Annotated in this window: 20 protein-coding genes and 2 pseudogenes; 7 read left to right on the plus strand and 15 right to left on the minus strand. The window is 69.6% G+C overall.

The window, feature by feature from the left end; genetic code table 11:
• Nucleotides 1-229 precede the first annotated feature (229 nt).
• The 4 genes from J5X86_RS26980 to J5X86_RS26995 all read left to right on the plus strand — a co-directional run bounded on the left by J5X86_RS26980 (nucleotide 230) and on the right by J5X86_RS26995 (nucleotide 5214).
• On the plus strand, nucleotides 230-1078 hold the full coding sequence (locus J5X86_RS26980) for a FadR/GntR family transcriptional regulator (RefSeq protein WP_208519317.1): 849 nt from the start codon (nucleotides 230-232) through the stop codon (nucleotides 1076-1078).
• Nucleotides 1079-1415: 337 nt separating this feature from the next.
• Nucleotides 1416-3797 (plus strand): discoidin domain-containing protein, encoded by a 2382-nt coding sequence (locus tag J5X86_RS26985; RefSeq protein WP_308124743.1) that lies wholly within the window; start codon nucleotides 1416-1418, stop codon nucleotides 3795-3797.
• Nucleotides 3798-3847: 50 nt separating this feature from the next.
• A complete protein-coding gene (locus J5X86_RS26990) occupies nucleotides 3848-4945 on the plus strand; it encodes an enolase C-terminal domain-like protein (protein ID WP_208519318.1) in 1098 nt (365 codons plus the stop codon).
• 8 nt (nucleotides 4946-4953) lie between these two features.
• Nucleotides 4954-5214, plus strand: a complete 261-nt coding sequence (locus J5X86_RS26995; protein ID WP_208519319.1) for an FUSC family protein — start codon at nucleotides 4954-4956, stop codon at nucleotides 5212-5214.
• A gap of 788 nt (nucleotides 5215-6002) precedes the next feature.
• Here J5X86_RS26995 and J5X86_RS27000 read toward each other — a convergent pair.
• A complete protein-coding gene (locus J5X86_RS27000) occupies nucleotides 6003-6914 on the minus strand; it encodes an alpha/beta fold hydrolase (protein WP_208519320.1) in 912 nt (303 codons plus the stop codon).
• A gap of 115 nt (nucleotides 6915-7029) precedes the next feature.
• On the opposite strand from J5X86_RS27000, the gene J5X86_RS27005 reads away from it, so the two are divergent.
• Nucleotides 7030-7647: a TetR/AcrR family transcriptional regulator gene (locus J5X86_RS27005; protein ID WP_208519321.1), complete on the plus strand. Its 618-nt coding sequence runs from the start codon at nucleotides 7030-7032 to the stop codon at nucleotides 7645-7647.
• A 687-nt stretch (nucleotides 7648-8334) separates the two neighbouring features.
• Here the strand turns inward: J5X86_RS27005 and J5X86_RS50985 are convergent.
• Nucleotides 8335-8513, minus strand: a pseudogene (locus J5X86_RS50985) (IS5/IS1182 family transposase); the annotation flags it as partial.
• Nucleotides 8514-8555: 42 nt separating this feature from the next.
• A complete protein-coding gene (locus tag J5X86_RS27010) occupies nucleotides 8556-9449 on the minus strand; it encodes a LysR family transcriptional regulator (protein WP_208519322.1) in 894 nt (297 codons plus the stop codon).
• A 101-nt stretch (nucleotides 9450-9550) separates the two neighbouring features.
• Here J5X86_RS27010 and J5X86_RS27015 point away from each other — a divergent pair, with 101 nt between their 5' ends.
• Nucleotides 9551-10639 carry an alcohol dehydrogenase catalytic domain-containing protein gene (locus J5X86_RS27015; protein ID WP_208519323.1) on the plus strand — a complete coding sequence of 363 codons (1089 nt, stop codon included), beginning with the start codon at nucleotides 9551-9553 and terminating at the stop codon, nucleotides 10637-10639.
• A 41-nt stretch (nucleotides 10640-10680) separates the two neighbouring features.
• Here J5X86_RS27015 and J5X86_RS52535 read toward each other — a convergent pair.
• A pseudogene (locus J5X86_RS52535) lies at nucleotides 10681-10776 on the minus strand (transposase); the annotation flags it as partial.
• A gap of 267 nt (nucleotides 10777-11043) precedes the next feature.
• On the opposite strand from J5X86_RS52535, the gene J5X86_RS27025 reads away from it, so the two are divergent.
• Complete coding sequence (locus J5X86_RS27025) at nucleotides 11044-11817, plus strand: alpha/beta fold hydrolase (RefSeq protein ID WP_208519324.1); 774 nt, start codon at nucleotides 11044-11046, stop codon at nucleotides 11815-11817.
• A 117-nt stretch (nucleotides 11818-11934) separates the two neighbouring features.
• Here the strand turns inward: J5X86_RS27025 and J5X86_RS27030 are convergent, their stop codons facing one another.
• The 11 genes from J5X86_RS27030 to J5X86_RS27080 all read right to left on the minus strand — a co-directional run bounded on the left by J5X86_RS27030 (nucleotide 11935) and on the right by J5X86_RS27080 (nucleotide 23245).
• Nucleotides 11935-12894: a phosphotransferase family protein gene (locus tag J5X86_RS27030; RefSeq protein ID WP_208519325.1), complete on the minus strand. Its 960-nt coding sequence runs from the start codon at nucleotides 12892-12894 to the stop codon at nucleotides 11935-11937.
• Nucleotides 12895-12964: 70 nt separating this feature from the next.
• Complete coding sequence (locus J5X86_RS27035) at nucleotides 12965-13744, minus strand: aspartate/glutamate racemase family protein (protein WP_208519326.1); 780 nt, start codon at nucleotides 13742-13744, stop codon at nucleotides 12965-12967.
• A gap of 80 nt (nucleotides 13745-13824) precedes the next feature.
• Nucleotides 13825-14307 carry a MarR family winged helix-turn-helix transcriptional regulator gene (locus J5X86_RS27040; protein WP_208519327.1) on the minus strand — a complete coding sequence of 161 codons (483 nt, stop codon included), beginning with the start codon at nucleotides 14305-14307 and terminating at the stop codon, nucleotides 13825-13827.
• 73 nt (nucleotides 14308-14380) lie between these two features.
• Nucleotides 14381-15247: an alpha/beta fold hydrolase gene (locus J5X86_RS27045; protein ID WP_208519328.1), complete on the minus strand. Its 867-nt coding sequence runs from the start codon at nucleotides 15245-15247 to the stop codon at nucleotides 14381-14383.
• Nucleotides 15248-15284: 37 nt separating this feature from the next.
• Entirely contained in the window at nucleotides 15285-15947 is a 663-nt protein-coding gene (locus J5X86_RS27050) for an isochorismatase family protein (protein ID WP_208519329.1), read from the minus strand.
• The gene (locus J5X86_RS27055; RefSeq protein WP_208519330.1) at nucleotides 15944-16651 is read right to left on the minus strand and encodes an SRPBCC family protein; all 708 of its coding nucleotides are present in this window, start codon (nucleotides 16649-16651) and stop codon (nucleotides 15944-15946) included. The genes J5X86_RS27050 and J5X86_RS27055 overlap by 4 nt, the downstream gene beginning before the upstream one ends.
• Before the next feature lie 3 nt (nucleotides 16652-16654).
• Entirely contained in the window at nucleotides 16655-17188 is a 534-nt protein-coding gene (locus J5X86_RS27060) for a (2Fe-2S)-binding protein (RefSeq protein ID WP_208519331.1), read from the minus strand.
• Nucleotides 17185-19557: a xanthine dehydrogenase family protein molybdopterin-binding subunit gene (locus J5X86_RS27065; RefSeq protein WP_208519332.1), complete on the minus strand. Its 2373-nt coding sequence runs from the start codon at nucleotides 19555-19557 to the stop codon at nucleotides 17185-17187. Before J5X86_RS27065 ends, J5X86_RS27060 begins: the two co-directional genes overlap by 4 nt.
• Nucleotides 19554-20402, minus strand: a complete 849-nt coding sequence (locus tag J5X86_RS27070; protein WP_208519333.1) for a xanthine dehydrogenase family protein subunit M — start codon at nucleotides 20400-20402, stop codon at nucleotides 19554-19556. The genes J5X86_RS27065 and J5X86_RS27070 overlap by 4 nt, the downstream gene beginning before the upstream one ends.
• Before the next feature lie 63 nt (nucleotides 20403-20465).
• The gene (locus J5X86_RS27075; RefSeq protein ID WP_208519334.1) at nucleotides 20466-21863 is read right to left on the minus strand and encodes an MFS transporter; all 1398 of its coding nucleotides are present in this window, start codon (nucleotides 21861-21863) and stop codon (nucleotides 20466-20468) included.
• A 113-nt stretch (nucleotides 21864-21976) separates the two neighbouring features.
• Nucleotides 21977-23245, minus strand: a complete 1269-nt coding sequence (locus tag J5X86_RS27080) for an FAD-dependent monooxygenase (protein ID WP_208519335.1) — start codon at nucleotides 23243-23245, stop codon at nucleotides 21977-21979.
• Between the last annotated feature and the right edge of the window lie 45 nt (nucleotides 23246-23290).

A 23290-nucleotide genomic window follows, 5' to 3' on the forward strand; every position in this document is an offset into this window, starting at 1 on the left:
ACCGCCATCAGCGCCCCCGCCATCCGAAGCGAAACGGGGAGGCTATGAATGGGATCCATTCTGCGTAACATCCTGGCAGGAATGCGCAGTTTCTTCCGTTTCGATGGGAGTTACGCAGGGATTCTTCCTAAAATCTGTCTGATCTCTTCCCAGCGCGCAGCGTCAGTGTCATATTGGCCACCACAAATGAACCAGATTAATTCGTGGCGCAAGAGAGGGTTCACTCACCTTGGGCGACTCAACACGGACTCCTGGCAAGGAAGGTGATGCGACGTCACGTCCCTACCGTCCGGGGTATGAACTGGTTGCGGAACAACTGCTGAACTACATCGCCCAGGAGAACCTACGGCCCGGCGACCGCCTCCCCACCGAACAGGGCCTGGCCCAGATCCTGGGAGCATCCCGCAACGTCACCCGGGAGGCCGTGAAGGTCTTGGCCGCCATCGGCCGGCTCAATGTGCGGCGAGGCGCCGGTATCTTCGTCGCCGCCTCGGTCGGCGGGCTACTGGACGACGGACTCTCGCACTTCCGGCCGACCAGCATGGAAGACGTCCGAATGCTCCTGGACTACCGCAAGGTGATCGAGTCGGAGACAGCACGCCGTGCCGCCTCTCTCGCCACCCCGATCGAGGTCCGGGCCATACGGGAGAGCGCGGAGAGCTCCCTGGCAGCGGCCACGATGAACGACGTGGACACCTTCGCCAAGGCTGATGCGGCCTTCCACGATTCGGTGGGCGCCGCCTCGCACAACGTGTTCCTGAGGGCGAGTGTCGCCGGCGTGAGGCGCCTGGCATCCCAGTCCGACGTGCTGCTCTTCCACGGTGACGTGCCCGGATCGCTGGAAGTCGCCGCACGTCAGCATGTGGCCGTAGCGGAGGCGGTCGCCGCGGGGGCGGCCGATCTCGCCGAGCGGCTGATGGTGGAACACATCGCCACCACACAGGGCCAGTTCGAGAAGAAGATTCGCGACCGGTTGTTCAGTCCCGGCGCCCACGCGGCCGCCGAGGGACCTCCGGGGCATTCGAGGAGCGGCAGCACCGGGGCTCCACCGCCGTCCGCGGAGGCAGCAGCCTCGTAACCCGGCCGGACCCCGCATGCGCCGCAGCACAGCGGCCGAGCCGCCCAACGCCCTGGTGTCCCGGTGGACGACCGGGACTCCCGGGTATCAACCTCCCTCAGGCGATTGGATACGTGTGTCTCATCCGTCTGCGCGCAGGGGCGTCTTCGCGCCGCTGCGAAGAAGTTTCACGGCCGCCCTCTCGGTGGCCGCAGTGGCAGCCCTGCTGAATGCCGTGCCGGCCCAGGCGGCTCCCCCATCGCCGGACCTCGACGTCTATGTCTCTCCAACCGGCCGGGACGTGGGCTCAGGTAGCGCCGCACACCCTTTCAGGACGCTCGACCACGCGCGGAACTACGTGCGCGACGTCAGGCAGAACGCCAAAGGCGACATCCATATCCGGCTCATGTCCGGTACCTACCGGCTCAGCCATACGTTCGCCCTGACCGCCCGGGACTCCGGCCGCGACGGACACAAGATCGTCTACGAGGCCGCCCCCGGCGCACACCCGGTGATCAGCGGAGGCAAGCGGATCACCGGCTGGGTTCCGGCCGACGGAGCAGGACGGGTCTACAAAGCCAAGGTGGGCGACATCGACACCCGCCAGCTCTATGTGGACGGCGAACTGGAGACCCGGGCGCGCAGCGGCAAGAACCCCTCCGGCTTCAGCAAGACGTCCTCCGGCTACACCTTCACCGACCCCGGCCTCAACACCTACAAGCGTCCCTCGGACCTGGAGGTCGTCAGCTCCTGGGGCTGGAAGCTGATGCGCTGCCCCGTGCGGTCGATCGCCGACAACAAGATGAGGGTGCAGCAGCCCTGCTGGCACAACGCCCATCTCCAGGAGGGCCAGGAGATCCAGAACCCGACCTGGCTGGAGAACGCCCGCGAGCTGCTGGATACGCCCGGTGAGTGGTACCTGGACAAGGGCGAGGGCGAGATCTACTACATGCCCGAAGCCGACCAGAACCTGTCCACCGCGACCGTCACCGTGCCGCTCGTGCAGGACCTGGTGGACCTCAACGGCACCAGGACCAACCCGGTCAGCAACGTGTCCTTCCGGGGCATCACCTTCTCCTACTCCACCTGGCTCGCGCCCAGCTCCTCCGAGGGCCTCATCGAGGGCCAGGCCGGCTTCCGGATGGTCGGCAACGACCCCGACTTCGACGCGACCCGCCTGAAGTGGCAGAAGACACCCGGCGCCGTCAACGTGAGCTACGGCCACGGCATCGGCTTCGAGGGCAACACCTTCACCCATCTCGGCGCGGTCGGGCTCAACCTGAACACCGGTACCCAGGGCTCCGACATCACGGGCAACGTCTTCCGCCAGATCGCCGCCACCGGCATCCAGATCGGCGGGGTCGCGGTGATCGACGCTCACCCCGACGACTCCCGGGACATCACCAAGGACACCAGGGTCGACAACAACGTGGTCACCAAGGTCGCCGACCAGTACAACGGCTCCGTCGGCATCCTGGCCGGCTACACGGACCACACCGTTATCACCCACAACAAGGTCTACGACCTGCCCTACACCGGCATCTCCGTCGGCTGGGGCTGGGGCCTCACCGACAAGGGCGGCAACAGCAACTACCCGGGGAATCTGGGCGTACCGGTCTGGGATACGCCCACGACCAGCCGCGACACCAAGGTCACGGACAACGAGATCTACGACATCATGACGTCGCAGGCCGACGGCGGTGCCGTCTATACGCTCAGCTCCAACCCCGGCGGCGTGGTGGCCGGCAACTACATCCACGGCACGCCGATGCCCGCCTACGGCGCCGTCTATCACGACGAAGGCAGCCGGTACTGGACGAACACCGGCAACGCTCTGTGCGACGTCGCATACCAGTGGCTGTTCCTCAACCACGGCATGGACATCGATGCCATGGGCAACTTCACCACCCAGCCTGCCTACTCCACCCAGGCCAACAGCACGGGCAGCAACATCAGCGGCAACATCAGCGTCGACTCCTGCGACCAGCTGCCCGCCTCCATCGTGGACGACGCCGGCCTCGAGCCGAGATACCGGCACCTCGACCCGGGCCCGGAGGTCACCGACCACCGGCCGCCCACCGAGCCCGGCACTCCGACCGCGGTCACCGACTTCCCGACCGTCGCAGACCTCACCTGGCCCGCGTCCACCGACGACACCGGCGTGACGGGCTACTCCGTCTACCGCGACGGCACGCTGATCAGCGCCACCGGAAAGACCTCGGTCCGGTTGCCCGGCCTGACCGCCGGGAAGACGTACACCTTCCGGATCACCGCCCGTGACGCCGCCGGCAACGAGTCCGAGCCCAGTCAGGTGCTGACGGTCACCATGCCTTCCGGCTCCGACCTCGCACTGAGGAAGCCGGTCACCGCCTCGTCGTCGTACGCCAACGACTACGCGCCTGAGATGGCGGTGGACGGGGATCTCTCCACCCGCTGGGCGCAGGGCGCGGGCCTGCCCGACCCGTCCTGGATCCAGGTCGACCTCGGCGCTTCGTACGACGTGAACGGTGCGATCACCACCTTCGAGAAGAGCAGCGGCTACAAGTACCGCATCGAGGTGTCACCCGACGAGGTCCGCTGGAAGACACTTGTGGACCACACCACAGCGAACACCACCACGACGACCGACTATGCCCACACCGACGATCCGGTCGCCGGCCGCTTCGTGCGGCTGACCGTCACCGATTCCAGCTCGAACGGCGGCAGCATCTACGAGCTCCAGGTGTACGGCGGCTTCTGAGCACTCCCGCTTCCGAGCCGACATCTTTCATACAGAAAACGAAAGCCAGGATGAAAATCACCCATGTCGAAGTACACCGGATCGATGTGCCGGCAGCCAGTCCGCCCTTCCGCTGGCGCGACGGGCTGAGCGGAAGCGCTCCGGTGGGCGACGGCGCGGTCCTGCACATCGGGACGGATGAGGGAGCCGAGGGAGTGGCGGTGTTCGCTCGTCCGGGCGCCCACTCCACCCTGCAGGACCTGGTGGACCGGGTCTTTCGTGCGGAACTGGTGGGAGCCGACCCGTTCCTGCGGGAATGGTTGTGGCACCGGGTGTGGGAGCTGGACCGTATCCACGAACTCCCGCTTCCCACCCTGGGCCTCATCGACATCGCCTTGTGGGACCTGGCCGGCCGCTACCACAGCCAGCCGGTCTGGCGCCTGCTCGGCGGCTTCAGAGAAGCCATCCCCGCCTACGCCTCCACCTCGACGTTCTCCAGCATCGCGGAGTTCCTCGACGTGGCGGACCAGTGCCTGGCCCTGGGGTATCGCGGTATCAAACTGCACGCCTGGGGCGACGCCCGCCGTGACGCGGAACTGTGCCTGGCCCTGCGCGACCATGTCGGTCCGAGCGTCCCTCTCATGTACGACGGATCAGCGGGCTTCGACCTGCCCGACGCGATCCGGCTGGGGCGGGCACTCTCCGAGGCCGACTATCTCTGGTACGAGGAGCCGATCCGCGAATTCAGCATTTCGGCCTATCAGAGGCTTGCCGAGGCCGTGGACGTACCGCTTCTGGTGGCCGAGACCTCCGACGGAGCGCACATGAACTCGGCGGACTTCATCGGGGCCGGTGCCGCCACCTTCGGTGTTCGGGTCGGCACCACTCTCCGGGGCGGTATCACCGGCGCCATGCGCACCGCCCATCTCGCCGACGCCTACCGTGTGCGGGCCGAGGTGCACGGTTCGGACATTCCCAACCACCACCTGTGCATGGCCATCTCCAACACCACCTACTACGAGTCCCTGGTGACCTCGGTGAACGTCGTCCGTGAGCGCCACGTGGACGACCAGGGCCTGGTGCACGCCCCCGCGGGGCCCGGCATAGCCCTTCCTCTCGATTTCGGCTACGGCAACGAGCTCCTGCCGTTCGTCGAGCAGCCGCGCTGACCGGACGGGTGACCCGTCCGCTCCGCTTCTTCTTCCGGCTGCGGCTGACTACCCGGCAGGCCATCCAAGCCGGCATCGCTTCGGCCCTGGCCCTCCTCGTGGGTCATGCGCTGGACCAGCACTACTTCTTCTGGGCTGCCGCCTGCTGCCTGGTCGTCTTCAATGGCACCGCCACCGGCGCACAGACCGTCACGAGGTCAATCCACCGCATGGTGGTAACCGCCATGGGCCTGCTGCCTGCATCGCCATCGCCGGCATCGCCAGTGTGAACCCGGTCATGACCACCATCATTATCGTGGCCGTGATTGCGCTCAGCATTGGCGTCATTCAATTCTCGTACGGCATCACCATTATCTGCCTGACCGTCGCCCTCGGTCCGCTATACAGCGCACTTTGGCGCCTTCAGCGACCACATGATGTTGCTCCGGGGCGCGGAGACGGCCACAGGAACCGTCATCAGCTCCGCCGTCGTCCTCACTGTTCCACCGACCCGAACCGCAGCCGCCACCCATGCCGCCCGTCGCGCGATGTTCCACGCCGTCGGCGATCTCCTGGACACGGCCGTGACGCTGGTTCGCGGCCAACATGGCGTCGTTCCGGTAGACCTCCCGTTCAGCCGGACCGGCGCACGCCGCCTCGCCCACTACGGTGCACTGGCAACGCACACGCGCGCCCTGGCCCGCAGCGCGCAGGTGCCGCCTGATACGGGTCTCGCGGAGACGCTGGGGCGCGCTTGCGTGCTGCTGCGACATCGCTCGCGTCCTTGCAGAACCGACAGCCGCTGCTGATGACGTCAAGCAGAAGAACGAAGCCGTCGGCGCACTACTGACCGAGCCGGCGCCGGGACTCGCGGTATCGCCCGGCATCCCCTCCCGGGCAGAGCGTTCCGGATCAACGTCGCCGCATGGTGCGACGACAGTCGGGCGGGCAGGGGGGCGCCCGCCGAGTTCCATCGCCACCGCCCTCATCGCCGACCGTGCCGCCGGTGAAGAACGGCGGCGTGGTTCGGCCCGGGCCATCCCTCGACACTGTCCTGGCCCCGTCGGCTGGGCGGTTGTCAGTCGACGGACGCCATGAAGTTCAGCATCCTGCGGTTGATCTCCTCCGCGTGGTCAATCTGCGGCCCGTGGCCCGTGTGGGAAATGATCTCGGCTCGGGCGCCGGGGACCAGGCGCGGCACACGCTCCACCTGCCGCTGCGGGTGTACGAGGAGGCTTCGCTCGCCGAGCACCAGATAGAGCGGAGTCCGGATGGTGGACAGCTCCTCCTCGGACAGGGGAAGCGGAGCCGGGCGGCGTATGCGGTAGGCACGAACGGCCGTCCTGATCATCATGCGCAGTTCCGGCATGACAAGGACCGGTTGTTGCAGCCAGGCCGCCAGCCGCGGGCGGAGCGCCTTGGGCGCGAAGGTCGCGAAGAGGCCGGCGAAGAGCCAGACGAAGAAGCGCAGCCCCACTTTCTCCAGGCCGCCGGGGTCGAGCAGCGTGACCGAGGCGAGGCGACCGGGCCTGCGATGCGCCTGGTTCAGGGCGAGCCATCCGCCGTAGGAAGTGCCCACGAGGTGTACGCGATCGAGGCCGAGTCCGGCGAGTGTCTCGTCCAGCCACTGTGCGGCGCGTTCGGGGTGGTGGATCGGCTCGCGCTGCACACTGCGGCCGGGGTCGCCCAGGGTATCGATCGCGTAGACCGGGCGGTCTGTGCTGAGGGCGGGGGTGTTCGGGTACCACATGGCGGAGCAGGAGCCCGCCCCGTGCACCAGGACGACGGGGGTGCTGGATCGGACAGCCTCGTTCGCGGGGCCGTAGCTGTGAACGTGCGTGGTGCCGAAGGACGTCTCCACGTCCTCTTCCGCGAGCGCGGGCGCTCCCAGTGCGTAGACCGCATCGCAGGCCGTGAAGTAGCGCTCCCGCCAGGCATCGCTCACGTAGCGGCCGACATCGGCCTGGGTGCGGGCAGCGGTTTCGGGCATGGCCATCTCCGAGATCTCGATTTTGTGATACGAACGTACCACGATGTTGGTACAGCTGTATCATCAAAAGGCCCCGCTGGGGCCATAGCAGGAACAACGAGCGGAGAACCGGCCGATGCCCAAGCGCGTGAACCACGCAGAACGGCGCACCGAGATCGCCGAGGCGCTCGTCCGGGTCGCTGGACAACGCGGGCTGCATGCCGTGGGGATGCGCGATGTGGCAGCGGAGGCGGGCGTATCACTGCGGTTGGTGCAGTACTACTTCCAGACCAAGGAGAAGTTGCTGCTCTTCGGGCTCGAGCATCTGGCGGAGAGATTCGGGGAGCGGGTCTCCGCCCGTGTACGGGCTGCCGGGGACAGTCCTGGTCCGCGCGCGATGGTCGAGGCCCTGCTGATGGCGGCGCTGCCGACAGACGAAGAGAGCCGCAGCTTCCACCACCTCTACACGTCATACGCTGTTCTGGCCGTGAACGACCCGGCGCTCGCAGCCCAGCCCTTCATCAAGAACCCCGATGCCGCCGAAGACGCCCTGACCGAACTCCTCCGGCAGGCGCAAGAGGCAGCTCTGCTTGAGCCTGGTGTGGACGCACGGTTGGAGGCAGCCGGCCTGCTTGCCATGTCTGCGGGACTCGGCACCAGCATCCTCGTCGGCCAGCGCAGCCCGGAGTCCGCCGCGACAGTCCTGGACCACCATCTGAACCGAATCTTCCGCACCGGTGATACGGCTAGTTGATGGGCGGCCGCCGCACCGCGTGGGAGCCGCTGTCGGCGGGGCGGCCGCGTACCCCCTGTCGAGCCGATCCCATCACCAAGCCAGTGAAACGGAGCGTTCAAGCCCAAGGGCGCCCCGGCCATCGGGGAGCAACAGGTGAGGGGAAGGCTGGACGAGCGAACGCAAGTGAACCCTTGACGATGCCCCGTGACTGCTATGAACCGCTAACGAAATGAGGTGCCGTCGGCTCAATGTGGCCCGACGGCATGGTGTGGTCGTGCTGGCGTCATTGCCCCAGAGGGTGAACTCGGAATGACAGCCCTTCTGGGCTGTGCAGTCTCAGAATGAAGTGGTCGGTCTCTCGGATCCAGGTAGCGAGACTCTGGCCACCGACCTGAACGCGGGAGATGACGCCATCCAGATCATCGACCCCGGCGGAGAGTTCCCACTGCGGGGTAGCGATAGGTTCGCGCGTCACGATGAATGCGGCAGCCACCAGAGGAGTACCTGCCAACTGGTAGTAGAAGTCCCGGGCCCGGTCTGGCTGGTCGCAGGCCAGGACCATGTGGTGTGGGGCGCCTACGAAGCGGGGCGGGAACTTCCACCCGGTGAACCTATGGGGTTGCCACAGGGAGAAGGCAGCACCCACCGGGCCGATCAGCGTCGCCGTACGGCCCTGATCGCCCGCGTCAAAGGAAGCCACGACCTGAGTCCGGAGCCGTGTTCGGTGCCGCGGCGGGCGATCAGCGGCTTCACGCCGAGCCCCGGACCAGACGGGGGTACTTGTCGTGTTCGTAGCCGCGGTCAGCAAGGATCACGTCCGGGCGGCCGCGGGGCCGGCCGCGCTTGCCCGGCACCGGCGGCACGGCCTGAAGGAGCGGGATCAGCGCAGCTTGGCACACGCGATCGTGCGCGGCCTTGGCGGCGGTTCAGGCGGTCGAAGTGATCGCTCGGGTGACGGCCGTGATCGCCGGGGCGGGGTGGCCGGGGAGGCGCGCCACGAGCACCCGGCGGGCCTCGGGGGGTGCGCCGTCGACGCGCAGCAGGCTTACCCCGGGCGGCAGCACCGGTGAGAGCCGGGACGGCACCGTCGTCACACCGAAGCCGCCGGCGACCAGCTGGAGCTTCGTCAGCCAGTCGCGCGCGGAGTGGATGATGCGCGGCCGTCCGGGCAGGCCGGGCCAGACGCCGAGCAGCGGCTCGGAGCTCGTTGACGGGGTGGCGATCCACGCGGCGTCGACCAGCTCGTCGACGTCCACCGTGGTGCGTCCGGCGAACTCTCCGGTCGACGGCACCGCCACGACCAGTTCGGTGTCCGCGACGGTCTCGACGTGCAGGCGCGGCGAGTCGCCGTCGAAGGGCCGGTGGGGTGGGCGGGACGTCAGCACGGCGAGGTCGAGCGAGCCCGCGCGCAGCGCCCGGATCAGAGTGGGCGTAGTGCCCTCGCTGGTGGTGACCGTGATCTGCGGGCCGGCCGCCGCGAGGTGTGCGAGTGCGGCGGGCAGCATCGCCGCGCCCGCGCTCAGGAACACCCCGAGCCGCACCAGTTCGGTCCGCGGGACGGTGCCGGTGAGCTCACGCTCGGCCGCTGCGAGCGAGGCCAGGACCGTATGGGCGTGCCGCAGCAGGGTCAAGCCGGAGGGGGTGAGCCGTACCCCGTCCGGGCGGCGTTCGAACAGGGTGGTGCCCACGCTGCGTTCGAGGGCGGCGGCCTGGCGTGAGACGGCCGACTGCGTGTAGCCGAGTCGGGCGGCTGCCGCGGTGAAGCTGCCGGACTCAGCGATCTGCCGCAGGACCCGCAGTCCCGCGCTGGAGATGTCCATGCGGCATACGCATACCACGGATGCCAGATCTTCGCTTCCCGCATGCTCACCCAGCTCCTAGTGTCGATCCCACGAGCACGGACGAACACGGAGGTCATCACGTGCGAGCAGCAGTTCTGACGCAGTTCGGCGCCCCGCTCACGGTGCGGGAGGTGCCCGACCCCGAGGCCAGGGGCGGTGAGGTGGTGGTCGAGGTCCTCGCCACCTGCGTGGCGCCCTACGCGGCCGAGGTCTTCGGCGGCAAGCGGAACTACCCCCTCGTCCCTCCTGTCGTGCCCGGTATCGGCGGCGTGGGGCGGATCGTCCACGTCGGTCCGGACGCCACCCGGCTGCGCACCGGCGACCTGGTGTGGTGCGACTCGACGGTGCGCTCGCGGGACGACGCCCTGACGCCCGACATCACGCTCCAGGGCTGGAGCTCGCGCGGCGAGGGCGGCGCGCGGCTGGCCCGGTACCTGCACGACGGTTCGTTCGCCGAGCTCATGCGGGTTCCGACGGAGAACGTCTTCCCGCTGCCCACCGTGGCAGGGGACGATCCGGCCCGCTGGGCCGCACTCAGCGTGCACACCATCCCCTACGGCGGGCTGCTGGCAGGCGGGCTCGCGGCCGGCGAGACGCTGCTCGTCAGCGGGTCCACCGGCAACCTCGGCAGCAGCGCGGTCGCGGTCGCGCTCGCGATGGGAGCGGGCCGCGTGGTCGCCCCGGGCCGCAACCAAGCCGCGCTCGACCTCCTCGCCGACCGGTTCGGTCCGCGTCTGCGCCCGGTCCCGCTGACCGGAGACGAGGCCACCGACCGAGCGGCGATGTCCGCGGCGGCCGACGGCCCGATCGACATGGTGATCGACCTGCTCCCGCCGAGCGCACCCAGCTCGGTGTCGCGCGCGGCGGCCATGACCGTGCGCGAGTACGGCCGCGTCGTCCTCATGGGCGGCGTCGGCATGCTCGGTGGCGACGACCTCGCACTCCCCTACCCATGGATCATGCGCAACTCGGTCACCGTACGTGGGCAGTGGATGTACCCGCGCACAGCCAACGTCGGCATCATCCGGCTCCTCGCCTCGGGCACGCTGGATCTCGCCCCCGAACACGTCCGGTCGTTCGGCCTCGATACCGTCAACGACGCCATCGCGTACGCCGCCGCGCACGGCGGCCCGTTCGACCGCACCAGCCTCACCCCGCCGGCCGGCTGACAAGGCCCACTGATCCTCACCACGTGGCTCGGCCGGTCACTGCTTCGGTGCCGGTCCTTCCACGCGCTGATCACCGGCTCGATCAACGACCACTGCTCGTCCGATAAGTCACTCGGATACGGCTTGCGTTCACTCACCCCACCGCCCCAACAGACCGCAGGCGGCGGACCAGTGGACTCCGCCCACACCCACACCATCAGGCGACCACAGAACCACTGAAAGAGTCCCCGAACCACCCTGTAAGATCTCGGCGGACAGGGGTGCGAGCCGCGCATCACCGAGGTCGAGCGCTCGAGGACCAGCGGCCTGGTCAAGCGACCGCCGCCGGGCCGGCTGAATGTACAGCCGGGCGGGGACCTGGCCGCAGCCGACGGGAATGGGCCGCCGAAGTGACGGACAGAGCCATGCATCGTGCCCACAACACAGAATCGCGTGTACCGTCCAGCGACACCGGCAGGTGTACGACGCCGGGCACGGCCCCGCTTGCCATCGCGCTGCCAGGAACCTTCTGTGCCCCGGCGATATTCGACGGACTCGGACACGCGCTGGCGGGACACTGCCGACTGCGGGCTCTGTCGTGGATGACGGACGCCGACGCGTGCCGCATCCCCTCGCTCGCCGAGTGGGTCGCCGGCCGCATCAGGGCGGACAGCGGCGAGCCGGTGGTCCTGATCGGGCATTCCACCGGCGGGGCGATCGCCCTCCAAACCGCCGCACACCACCCCGGGCTGCTGAGAGGTCTGGTACTGATCAACACCGGCCCCCACATGCGGGGGCACGGAGATGTGGACACCCTGATCGACGCCATCACAACGGACGGAGTCGAGGCCATGACGCGGCGTGTGATGCAGCGCTCGTTCAAGGTCCCCCCGCCCGCAGCCGAGTTGGAGCGCTTCCTCGCCTACGGCAGCGCCATCCCCACGCGGTCAGCCGTGGAGGCGCTGACGAGCCAGCGCGACACCGATCTGACGGCGGTCCTTCCCACGATCCACGTACCGGTCGCGGTCGTCCACGGACGGCACGACCCGGTACGCACAACCGCAGACGCCGCGGCAATGGCTCAGACGTTCCCGAACGCCACCTTGCAGACGGTGGACGCGGGGCACAGCCCGATGTACGAGTGCCCCGACGCGGTGCGCGCCATTGTCGTGGAGCTCTTGACCCGTACGGCCCGTTGACGGCCACGGCCCGGTGGAGTCCGGCAGCGGTCAGGCGCGGACGGGGACGCCATCTGTCGGTTCCCTTGAGCGGTGAACGATGAGGCCGGGGCCTCGCCCGCCCCGGATCGCCTTGGCTCAGCCCAGCGCGTCCATCAGGGCGGTCACATAGGCATCCAGCCGCTCCTCCACGGCTCGTGTCGCCAGCTCCGTCCTCCCCGCCTCCCGCCATGACTGCGCCACCAACCGCACTGTTTCCGAGAACACCAGCCCGTCCCGCACCCGCCAGTACAGCCGCTCGCTCGCGGCCGCGGCCAGCACCCCGCCGGCCTCCTCATACGCCTCGGCGAACCGCAGACCCCACGCCGGACCGTGCAGCAGCGCGAGATTGGTGGAGCAGTGCGCCACATCGAGATCCGCCGGGCCCCAGGAGGCCGCTGCCCAGTCGACGACACCGGTGATCCGGACACCTGCCGGCCCCGGGGACAGCACGTCGTCGAACAGCACGTTGCCGGGGTGGAAATCCCGGTGCAGGAATCGCCCTTCATAGGGCGGCGCGGGCTTGCGGATCACGTCGATCGCCGCGGCCCATGCCGCCGCGTCGGCGCCCTTCGGAGTCACGACCGTGTCGGCGGTCGTCAACGCCACATACTCCCGGGGCCGCACGGCGGGTCGCACCGCGTGGATCTCCACGAGTTGACGGGCCAGCACAGGGACGCGCGCCTCCAATCCCTCATCGTCCAGGGCCGTCCGGCCCGCCAGATGTGTCATGAGGAGCGATGGATACTCACAACGCGCGGCGGTCGGATCAACCGCGACCAGCCCAGGAGCCGGCACGCCGGTCCCCGTGAGCAGGGTCAGGGCGCCGGCCTCCCTGTTCAGCCAGTCCTCGGCGTGCTCCACGTTGACGAAGGTCCGCAGCACCAGGTCACGGGTGCTTCCGTCCCGCGTGCCGATGGTCAGCCTCCGCATTTCGGCAGTAATGCCGCCGTGCAGCGCCTCGGTTCCGACGATCCGTTCACCGACCTCCAGGTGCCGGCTCACCCAAGCCAGGGTCAACGGTCGGACAGCAGCCGCCTCATCGTGGTTGGTCACCATGCCACCTCACCATCCGGACGGCGGCACGCGCGAAGGGTTTATCGGAGACGATGGCCGTGCTCAGGTGAAGCTATTCCGGAGCGCTACGGGCAGGGGCGGGAAGGCGGCCGCCGAGGAGACTGCCGGTGCCCGGCACGTGCGGGGGCAGGCCGAGTTCGGTGAGGATGCGGTACGCCGTGGCGGTGGCTGCGGACAGGACGGGCAGGCCGACCGCGTCCTCGGCCGGTTGGATCGACGGCAATGACGGCATCTGGACGCATGCCGACAGTACGAGGGCGTCGGCACGTGACAGGTCCAGGCGCCGCAAGTGGTCGAGCAGATCCGCCGGGTCCAGCCGGGCGACGGCGAGATTGTCCGGTACCTCCAGGCTCAGCGCGTCCACGACCTCGATGCCCGCGTCCTCGATGTAGTTCGCGACCAGCCCTGTGAGCGGCTTCATATAGGGCGTGATGATCGCGACCCGCTTGGCCCCGAGTGCCTTGATGCCATCGAGAAGGGCACCGGCGCTGGACACCACGGGTGCCTGTGCGCCTTGGGCGCGCAGCACAGTGGTGATCTCGTCCTCCGCCGTGCAGTGGTACCCCGCGCCCTGGGCCATGATCGCGACGAGACAGGCTGTGGCGACCACGTCCGGCCGTGCGTCGGCGAGTTCCAGCGCGGCACGCTCGGTCTGCGCGTTCATGGCGCGCAGCTGCTCGGGGGTCACATGCTGCATGCGCATCCGGCTGCTGTGGAACACGAACCGGTCCTCGGGGACTGCCGATTCGCGCAGCCGCAGGATCCGGGGCAACTCCTTTTCCATGGTGAGGTTCGAGCTGGGCACGATCAGGCCGATGTGGTGGTCGGTCACGGAATCCTCCGGTTGTCCGGTGTACGGGGCTCGCCGACGCCCCCGAGGCCCGTTCCCGTGGCCTGCCGTGCCACGGCGGTTCACCCGTCCTGGGTCAGTTGCTCCCAGTGGTCGGCGAGGGATGCGAGCAGGTGTGTGATGTCGTCGCGCTGCTGTGGTCCGTACGGCTCCAGGAGCTGTTCGTCGAGCAGGCGGGCGCGGCGGTTCGCGTCGTCGAGGGTCTGTTTGCCTTCCTCCGTCAGGTAGAGCAGTTTGCGCCGACCGTCGTCGGCGGCCGTTCTGCGGACGATCAGGCCGCGTTTCTCCAGTCGGCGGGCGACGTCCGTCATGGTCGACGTATCGAGGGCGACCGCTGACGCCAGCGATCGCTGGTCGTGCCCCGGGCTCGCGTCCACGACCTGGAGCACCGCGAACTGCGGCCCGGTCAGGAGCGGGTCGACCGTCCTGATCCAGACGGCGAGGTATGCCTGGTACAGGCGCCGGACCTGGTACCCGGGCGCGGTCGTCAGCGCGGCGGGTGGCCGGGGCCGCGCGGAGGTCGAGGGTGCGGTTTCGTCAGCCATGGCGCCTACTTAAGCACGCCGTGTCATCGCCCCGGCGCGGGGATCGAGTGGCTGGGAATCGAGGGGCCACCGGTCAGGCGAGCATCGGGCGCAGTGCCTCCCGCAGACTCGCGAGGGCGGCGGGAGGATTGTCCCAGAACAGCATGTGACCGGCGTCCGGTATCCGGCTCAGTGAGGCTGTGGGGTTCTTCCGGGCCGCCTCTGCCGCGCCCGCCTCGGTGACGACGGGGCTGTCCGCGCCGTACAGCAGCACCGTGGGGCCGGGTACGGAGGGCCACCAGTCGAAGAAGTCCTCGCTCTCGAAACCGCGGTGGGTGGCCTTGATGGCCTCCTCGTCACAACTGGCCAGCCACCGGGCCCGCAACTCCAGCTCCCGGTGCGGCCACCGTGGCCACGCCCCGGCCACTTCGGCGGCGGTGGTGCCGCGTACGGCCTGGGCCAGCTGGTCCAGGAAGGCGTCCACGGGTGTCGGGTAGGGTCCGCGCCCCGGGCCGCTCATGGGCGGGTCGCCCAGGACCGTGCCCCGGAGCGGGACCTTGTTCCGCGCCGCGGTGACCGCGGCGATGCGTGCGCCCATGGAATGCCCGAACAGCACCGGCCGGTCGAGCCCGAGCCGCATGACGACGGCCTCCGTGTCCTCCGCGTACTCCTCCAGGCCGTAGTCGCCGCCACCGTCGGACAGCCCGCGCCCGCGGACGTCGACGACCACCGGACGTACGAGGTCGGTCAGCTCACGCACGACGAAGTCCATCGTGATCGCGGGACTGGTGATGCCGGGCAGGACGAGGAGCGGGACACCAGTGCCGCCGTAGTCGAGGACGTGCAGGCGGGTGGCGCCCGAGCGCACCCAGCGGCTCGTGGCGGGCACATCGGCGAGATCGGCGAGCGCGCTCTGCGACAGGCGGCGGGCAGCCGGGGACGGGTGCGGGTGCGGGGTCATGCGGCCTCCAACGGCGGGTGGTGCGGGCAGGGCAAGGTCATGGCGCTTGGCCCGGGAGCGCTGAGAGGTAGGCGGTGGCGTCCTCGAGGCCGATCACGTCGCCGTACTTGGCCTGGATGTCGAACAGGTTCGCCTCATGAGGACCCGCCGCGCGGTCGCCGACGCATTCGCGCGGAACCAGCACCGAGAACCCGGACTGCACGGCGTCGACCGCGGTGGCCCGCACGCAGCCGCTGGTCGTCGCCCCGCAGACGAGCACGGTGTCGCGGCCGAGCCCGGTCAGCAAGGAGGCCAGCGTCGTGCCGAAGAACGCGGAAGCGCCCTTCTTGGCGATCACGTGGTCCGGTGCCCCACGCGGCAGCCGTGGATCGATCGTGACTTCCTCGCTGCCCTCGACCAGGGCCCGCATGCCCCGCGCCTTGTGCAGCCAGGTCACCGCGTCTCCGGTCGCCTCGGCCGCGGTGTAGGCAATGGTCGTGAACACGACCGGCACTCCGGCGGGACGGCCCGCCTCGATGAGCGCGGACGTCGCATCGACCACCGCGGTCAGATCGGCCCCCGACGGGAACCGGTCCTCGGTGAACCCGCGCGTCAGATCGACCACGACGATCGCCGGCCGGTCGCCACGCCGGACCGGCGCGCCGAAGCCCGCCCGGTCGTAGGTGCGTTCCGTGTCCTGCCCGTACTGCGCCTGGTTCACAACGACCTCCGCAGGGCGCGCAGTTCGCGTGACTGGGCGCGCATCCGGCCGACGAGCAGGCCCTGGACGAGACCGAGCGCGAACGCCCCGGCGAGCATCCCGTACTTGGCGGCGGCGGGGCCGAACACCATGGACAGGCCGTCGAGTTCGGATTGCTGAGCGGGAGCGGCCGACGTGCGGACGGGGTACGCGGCGGCGGGAGCGGTGGCTGAAGGGGCGGCGGGCACCGCGGACAACGGACCGGGTTGCCCGGCGGCATGGTCCTGATCGAGCAGACCGGCCAGGTTCTGCGCGAACTGCCGCAGGATCCGCTCCGACACGGCGCCGATCGCCCCCTTGCCGAACTGAGCGATCTTGCCCCGGATCACCAGATCCGTGGCGAGCTGGAGCAGCGCGCCCTCGGGTGCGCCCAGCACATCGAGGACGACTTCGGCCTCCGCGTCGCCGCTTCCGTGCGTGTCGGCGCCGCGGGCGTGGACTCGCAGCCGCCGGTGCTCGGAGTCGACTTCCAGGAAGCGGACCGTGCCGGCGTACGCGGCCGTGATCGGCCCCACTTTGACCTTTACGCTGCCCTTCCAGGTGTCGCCGTCCTGCCCGTCGAGCGCGGCGCCCGGCATGCACGAGGCGACCCGTTCGACGTCGTTCAGCAAGGCGAAGACGTCATCGGGTGAGGCTTTGACCGGAATGGAGTTGGTCAGCCGCATAGGTCAGTTCTCCTTGCTGTCGCACGCCCGCGCGCAGGCCCGGCGGCGGGCCGTCGCACAGGCGTCGATCGCCTCGACGATGGTCTGGTAGCCGGTACACCGGCACATGTTGGCGGCGACGACCTCCCGGATCTCCTCCTTGGTCGCCTCGGGCCGCTCGGCGAGGAAGCCCTCGGCGAGCATGAGGAACCCAGGTGTGCAGAAACCGCACTGCAAGGCGTGGTGCTCGCTGAACGCCCGCTGGAGGTCGCTCAGCCGGTTGCCGTCGGCCAGGGATTCCACCGTACGGATGCGGGCGCCCTCGGCCTGTGCCGCGAACATCAGGCAGGCACGTACGGGCCGGTCGTCGACGAGCACGGTGCAGGCGCCGCAGATGCCGTGCTCGCACCCGACGTGGGTTCCGGTCAGGCGCAGCTCGTGGCGGAGCACATCGACGAGGGTACGGCGGGCTTCGGTGATCACCTCGTGCTGCTCGCCGTTGACATTCAACGCGATGAGCTGTGGCTCCCGCGGCGTCATGAAGGTGTCATCGGTCATGGAACGGGCTCCGGGTTCAGGGCGCGGTGCACGGTCTGTGGCGTGATGGGAGTGTGGTCGAGTTCGGTGCCGGTGGGGCGCAGGGCGTCGTTGACGGCGTTGAGGACGGCGGCGGGCGCCCCGATGGTGCCGCCCTCTCCGGCGCCCTTCGCTCCCGTGGCGGTGAATGCGCAAGGGGTTTCAAGGTGGTGGATCGACACTTCGGGGATCTCGTGGGCCGTGGGCACCTTGTAGTCCATGAAGCTCGTCGCCGACGGCTCGCCGACCGCGTCGTAGGTCACCTCCTCGTACAGGGCACCGGCGATGCCCTGCGCGATCCCGCCCCGGCACTGTCCCTCCACGACCTGCGGGTGGATCGCGACGCCGCAGTCCTCGACACACACGTATCGCAGAATCTCCACCTGCCCGGTGTCCTGATGGAGCTCGACGACCACACCGTGGGTGGCGTTGGAGAACGTGCCGTCGTTGAAGACGTCGAAGGTGGCGGTCGCGGTCAGACCCGGTTCGATGTCCTTGGGCAGCAGGTCCGCCCGGAGGTAGGCGACGTCGGCGATCTCCCGGTGGGTGAGCACATCACGGGCACCGTCGCCGCCTCGGCGGCGCACCTGGCCGTCCGCCAGCTCCACCTCCTCCGGCTCGGTGTCCCACAGCGCCGCGGCGATGGCGCGCAGCTTGTCGCCGAGTCGCTCGGCGGCCAGGCGCACCGCACTGCCCCCGACGGTGATGGACCGGCTCGCGAAGGTGCCCCAGCCGTAGGTGACACGGTCGGTGTCACCCTGGTGGAGCCTGACCCGGGCGATGTCGAGGCCGAGTGCGTCGGCGACGATCTGCGCCATTGTCGTCTCGTGGCTCTGCCCGTGGCTCATCGTGCCGGTGGTGACCGTCACCGCGCCGCTGGTGTCCATCCGTACTTCGGAGATGTCGAAGCCCGGCACCACCTGCATCTTGCGCTGTGCGAAGGCCGAGGTGCCGTATCCGGTGCGCTCGCTGAAGCAGGCGTAGCCGATGCCGATGTGCCGTCCTTCGGCCGCCGCCGCGGTCCGCGTGTCGTACCAGCCCTCGTCCCTGACGACCCGCTCGCACAGGTTCAGGGACTCCAGGTACGAGCCGGGGTCGTAGGTGATGTTGTTGACGCCCGTGTAGGGGAAGTCGGTGATGACATTGCGGCGGCGGATCTCCACCGGGTCCAGGCCGAGTTCGCGGGCGGCGCGCTCGAAGAGCCGCTCGACGACCATCACGTACTGCGGGCGGCTCACGCCCCGGTACGGTGCGGTCGGCGCCTTGTTGGTGGTGATGGCCCGGCCGCGGACCCGGTAGGCGGGCACCTTGTACACCCCGGGCATCTCGGCGGACGCCATCAGCGGTTCGATGCCCGCGGTGAACGGGTAGCAGGAGTAGGCGCCCATGTCGCACACCACGTCCGCGTCGAGAGCGAGGATCCGGCCGTCGGCGTCGAAGGCGGCGCGCGCCCGGTAGTGCTGCTCGCGGGCGAGAAAGGACGCGGACAGGGCGTCCTTGCGGTCCTCGATCCATTTCACCGGCCGCCCGAGTCTCAGCGCGGCGGCGGCGGCCGCGATCTCCTCGCGTCCGACCACGCACTTCTGGCCGAAGCCGCCGCCCATGTCGGGGACCACGACCCGCACGGCTCGCTCGTCGAGGCGCAGGCAGCGCGAGGCGACCGTTCTCACCTGGTGCGGGATCTGGGTGCAGGTCTGGAGGAGAAGTTGCTCCTCGCGGTCGTCCCAGTGCGCCACGACGCCGCGGGTCTCCAGCGGCAGCGCGTTCTGACGGCCGGTCGTGACGTCCACCTCGACGACGCGGTGCGCCGCGTCGAAGATGTCGTCGATCCCGTCGGTCGCGAAGAGCGAGACGTCCACGAGGGTGTTGCGGGCGGCCTCGTCGTGGACGAGCACCGCGTCGTCGGCGAGCGCGGTCTCCTCGCCGAGGACCGGTGGCAGCGGGGCGTACTCCACATGCGCCGCCTCCAGGCCGTCCTCCGCGGCGTAGGCGTCGAGGCCCACGACGATCGCGAGGGGCTCACCGACGTAGCGGACCTTGTCGCGGGCGAGGACCGGCATGGCGGTCGGCACGAACTGCGACCGGGGCCGTCCCAGCTGAGCGGTGATGTCTCCGATGGCCAGGTCGTCCGCGGTGAACGCCGCCACGACGCCCGGGACACGGCGTACCGCCGACAGGTCCACGGACACGATCTCGCCGTGTGCGACCGTGCTGCGCACGAACTGCGCGTGCAGCATGCCGGGCAGGGCGATGTCGTCTACGAACCGGCCGCGCCCGGACACCAGCCGCCGGTCCTCCCGGCGCGGGACCGACCGGCCCACCAGCGGCCGCCCCTGTTCCTGACGTGTCATCGGGACATCGCCTCCTCACAGGCGCGCCGGACCAGGGTCCGGACCAGTTCCTTGCGATAGTGCGGGCCGCAGGACGCGTCGCCCGGGGGGTCGACAGCCGCCGCCGCGGCGGACGCACAGGCCTCGAAGGAGCCGCCGCCGGTCAGCACCGCCTCCGCCTCCGGAACGCGGATCGCCGCTGCCGCCACACCACCGAGCGCCACCCGGCCGCCGCGTACCGCGCCGTCCACGACGTCGAGGTCCACGGCCGCCGCCACGATCGCGAAGTCGCCACGTCGCTCGGCGAACTCGGTGAGCGCCGCGTGCGGCGCCGTCCGTGGGAAGACGATCTCCACCAGGAGTTCGTCCGGGGCGAGGGCGGTCGTGTAGTAGCCGAGGAAGAAGTCCCCGGCCGCGATCGAGCGTTCGCCCAGCGGGCCGCGTACGACGAACTCGGCGTCCAGGAGCAGCGCGAGCAGACACCATTCGGCGGTGGCGTCCGCGTGTGCCATGCTGCCCCCGACCGTGCCGCGGGTACGGATCGGCAGATGCCCGATCCAGGCCATGGCCCGGCGCAGTACCTCGAAGCCCTCCGCGAGTGTGCCCGCCGGGTCGGTCTCCACCGTGTGGTGGGTGGTGAGCGCCCCGATCCGCAGAGCGCCGTCGGCATCCCGGTGCATGCGGTCGAGCTCCCGGAGGCCGCCGATGTCGACGAGGTGATGCGGGCGGGCCAACCGGAAGTTCATCATTCCGACCAGGCTCTGTCCGCCCGCGATGGCCTTGGCGTCGTCACCCAGCTCGGCCAGCAGCCGTACGGCGCCGGTTACGTCACGGGCCCGGTGATACTGAAAGGGCGCGGGCTTCATGGGTTTCCTGTCCTCCCTTGCGTGGGGTCGCCTCGTGTGCGGTTCCGTGCGTGTCCCGGCGGCCTAGACCACCGTCTGTTCGCGGACCGCGTGAGGGTCCTGAGCCCGGACGTCCGCGGTGTCTCCGTCCAGGGCCCGGCCCTTGGTCTCCGGCGCCGCGATGGCCATCCATATGACGGCGGCCAGCACCGCGAGTCCGAGCACGGCGAACGTCACGGCGAGCCCGAGCGCCGGCCACATCACCGACCCGAACAGCAGCGGCGCGAACCCGGTGAGTGCCCGGCTGACCGAGGAGGCCCAGCCGAAGCCGCTGGCCCGCAGAGGCGTGGGGTACAGCTCGGAGACGTAGGCGTACATGGCGGGGATGGCGAGCTGCATGACGAAGCCGAACACGGCGATCGCCACGACGGACCCGGTCGGCGCCCTCATCACCAGCGCGAACACCACCAGCGCGAGGGTGGCGACCGGAGCCGAGACCCCGATGAGCCACTTGCGGCCGACCACGTCCACCAGGGCGGTGGAGACGAGGACGCCGAGGATGCCGACGCCGCTCATCACGGTGGTGTTCATGAAGGTGGCGGTGTCCCCCAGGCCCTCCTCCTTGAGGATGGAGGGCATCCAGCTGAGAGCCGCGTAGTACACGAGCATCACGGTGGCGAACAGCGACCAGGCCACGGAGGTGACGCGCGGGCTGTGCGCCCATATGTCGCGCAACTGCTCCACGGCGGCGGCCACACCGCGTCGGCCGGTCCCGGCGACGGGCTCCGGGATGACGTACGGCTCGGCGGGAGCGCCGGTACGGGCGACGAGGTCGTCGATGACGGCCCTGGCCTCGGCCTCGCGTCCCTTCTTCGTCAGGTAGACCGGTGACTCGGGGATGCCCCGGCGCACCCAGAACAGCAGGAGCGCGGGCAGCACCATGGTCGCCAGCATCCAGCGCCAGTTGCCGTCGAGCGGGAGCATCACCGTCGAGACGAGGCCGCACAGCGTCACACCCACCGGCCACCACAGGTCGAGCGCGGTGAGCACCCGGCCGCGGTACGCCCGCGGCGAGAACTCACCGACCAGGGCGTAGTCGACGGGGATGCAGCCGCCGAGCCCCACACCCGCGAGGAAGCGCAGGGCCAGGAAGAGTGGGTAGGTGGGCGCGAGGGCGCCCAGCACCGAGAACAGGGCGAAGATCAGCAGCGTGACGCTGAACGCCTTCGTGCGTCCGATGCGGTCCGCGACCGCGCCCCAGGCGATGGCCCCCACGGCCATGCCGACGAGGTTGGCGGTCGCCACGAGCCCGCGCCCGGCGAGCGAGAGGTCGAAGTGCGAGCCCAGGAGCGGCATGAGGAAACCGTTCAGGGCTATGTCGTAGGCGTCGAAGAGGTAGCCGAGACCTCCGATGATGAAAATGCGGCCCTGGACGCCCCATCTCCAGGGAAGTTCCTGAACGATCTGATCACCGGTTTTCATGTTCGCTCCACGGTGGTCGCGTATCGGGTACATGCCGCGCCATTGCGGGTGTGGTACACACGGCTCGGCGTGCGGGTCGTCAGTGCCGGGGGCTCCCGCCACGGGCGGTGGGCTCAGCGGGCGAACTGGTAGGAGAACGCCCCCAGATCCGGGTCGTTGAGTGGTGTTCCGCTCCACAGCCAGTCGTACGACACGTCCGACTCGCCGTCGAAGTTCTTGAGCTTCTCGTCCCTGGCCCGCTGCTCCGGGCCGTCGGCCAGGTGGTAGAAGGTCTTGTTCGCGAGCGACGCGTCCTGGACCATGCCGGCGTGCTTGGCGCGCCGGTCGACGTAGCGGCGCAGCGCCCCTTCTATGCCGGAGGCGGTGACAGCACCCAGTTCCTCGGCGAGTACGGCCGCGTCCTCCATGGCCTGCGAGGCGCCCTGCGCCTGATACGGGAGCATCGCGTGGCAGGCGTCGCCCAGGAGGGCGACGCGGCCGTCAAGCCATACGGGGTCGCGGCGCCGGTAGTAGAGGGCGAAGGCCAGGACGTCCTCCTTCGCCTTGGACAGCATCGCCGGGACACGGTCGTCCCAGCCGGGGAACGCGTCGACGAGGTCCTGCGCGGAGGCGGGAACCGTCCAGTTCTCGCGGACCGCGTCCGTGCAGGGGACGCACGCCACGACGTTCAGGTAGTCGCCGCCCCGGATCATGTAGTGGACGAGGTGCCGGTCGGGCCCGTACCAGATGGTGCTCTGGTAGCGGTCCACGAGCCAGCGGGTGGCCGGGTCGGCCGCGATGAGGTCACCGGGGATCAGCGCCCGGTAGGCCATCTCGCCGGAGAACAGCAGCGTGTCGGGGGCGCCCATGAGGTCGCGCACCCGGGATCGGACGCCGTCGGCGCCGATGATCACATCGGCGCCGTGGCGCCGTCCGTCCTCGGTGACCGCCACCGGCCGCACGGGATCGGTGCGGTCCATTTCGACGACTTTGCTGGAAGTGTGGACCGCCACGACGGGCCCGGGGCCCGCGGGGTCCGCACAGGCGTCCAGCAGCATGCGGTGCAGATCGGCCCGGTGGTAGTGCCAGTACGGGGCGTTGAACTCGTCCTTGCAGCGCTGCCCGAGCGAGGTCAGGCCGACGATCCGGCCGTCCGTCCACCGGCGCCGCACCTGGTCGAGCGGCTCCGTGCGGATGGCCTCCATCTGCCGGCGCAGCCCGAGACCCATCAGGACGCGGCTGGCGTTGGGCGCGGTCTGGATGCCCGCGCCGACCTCGCCGAGTTCTGCGGCCTGTTCCAGGACGGTGACCCGCAGGCCGCGCTGGCGCAGTGCGAGGGCTGCGGTCAGACCGCCGAGTCCTCCCCCGACGACGGTGACTTCGAACGACTGACTGGACGCCACTCTTCCTCCAATGTGCGGGCGCGTCATGGTGTTGTGTGCAGCGCG

Source organism: Streptomyces sp. NEAU-YJ-81 (assembly GCF_017592595.1).
Lineage (GTDB): Bacteria > Actinomycetota > Actinomycetes > Streptomycetales > Streptomycetaceae > Streptomyces > Streptomyces hygroscopicus_B.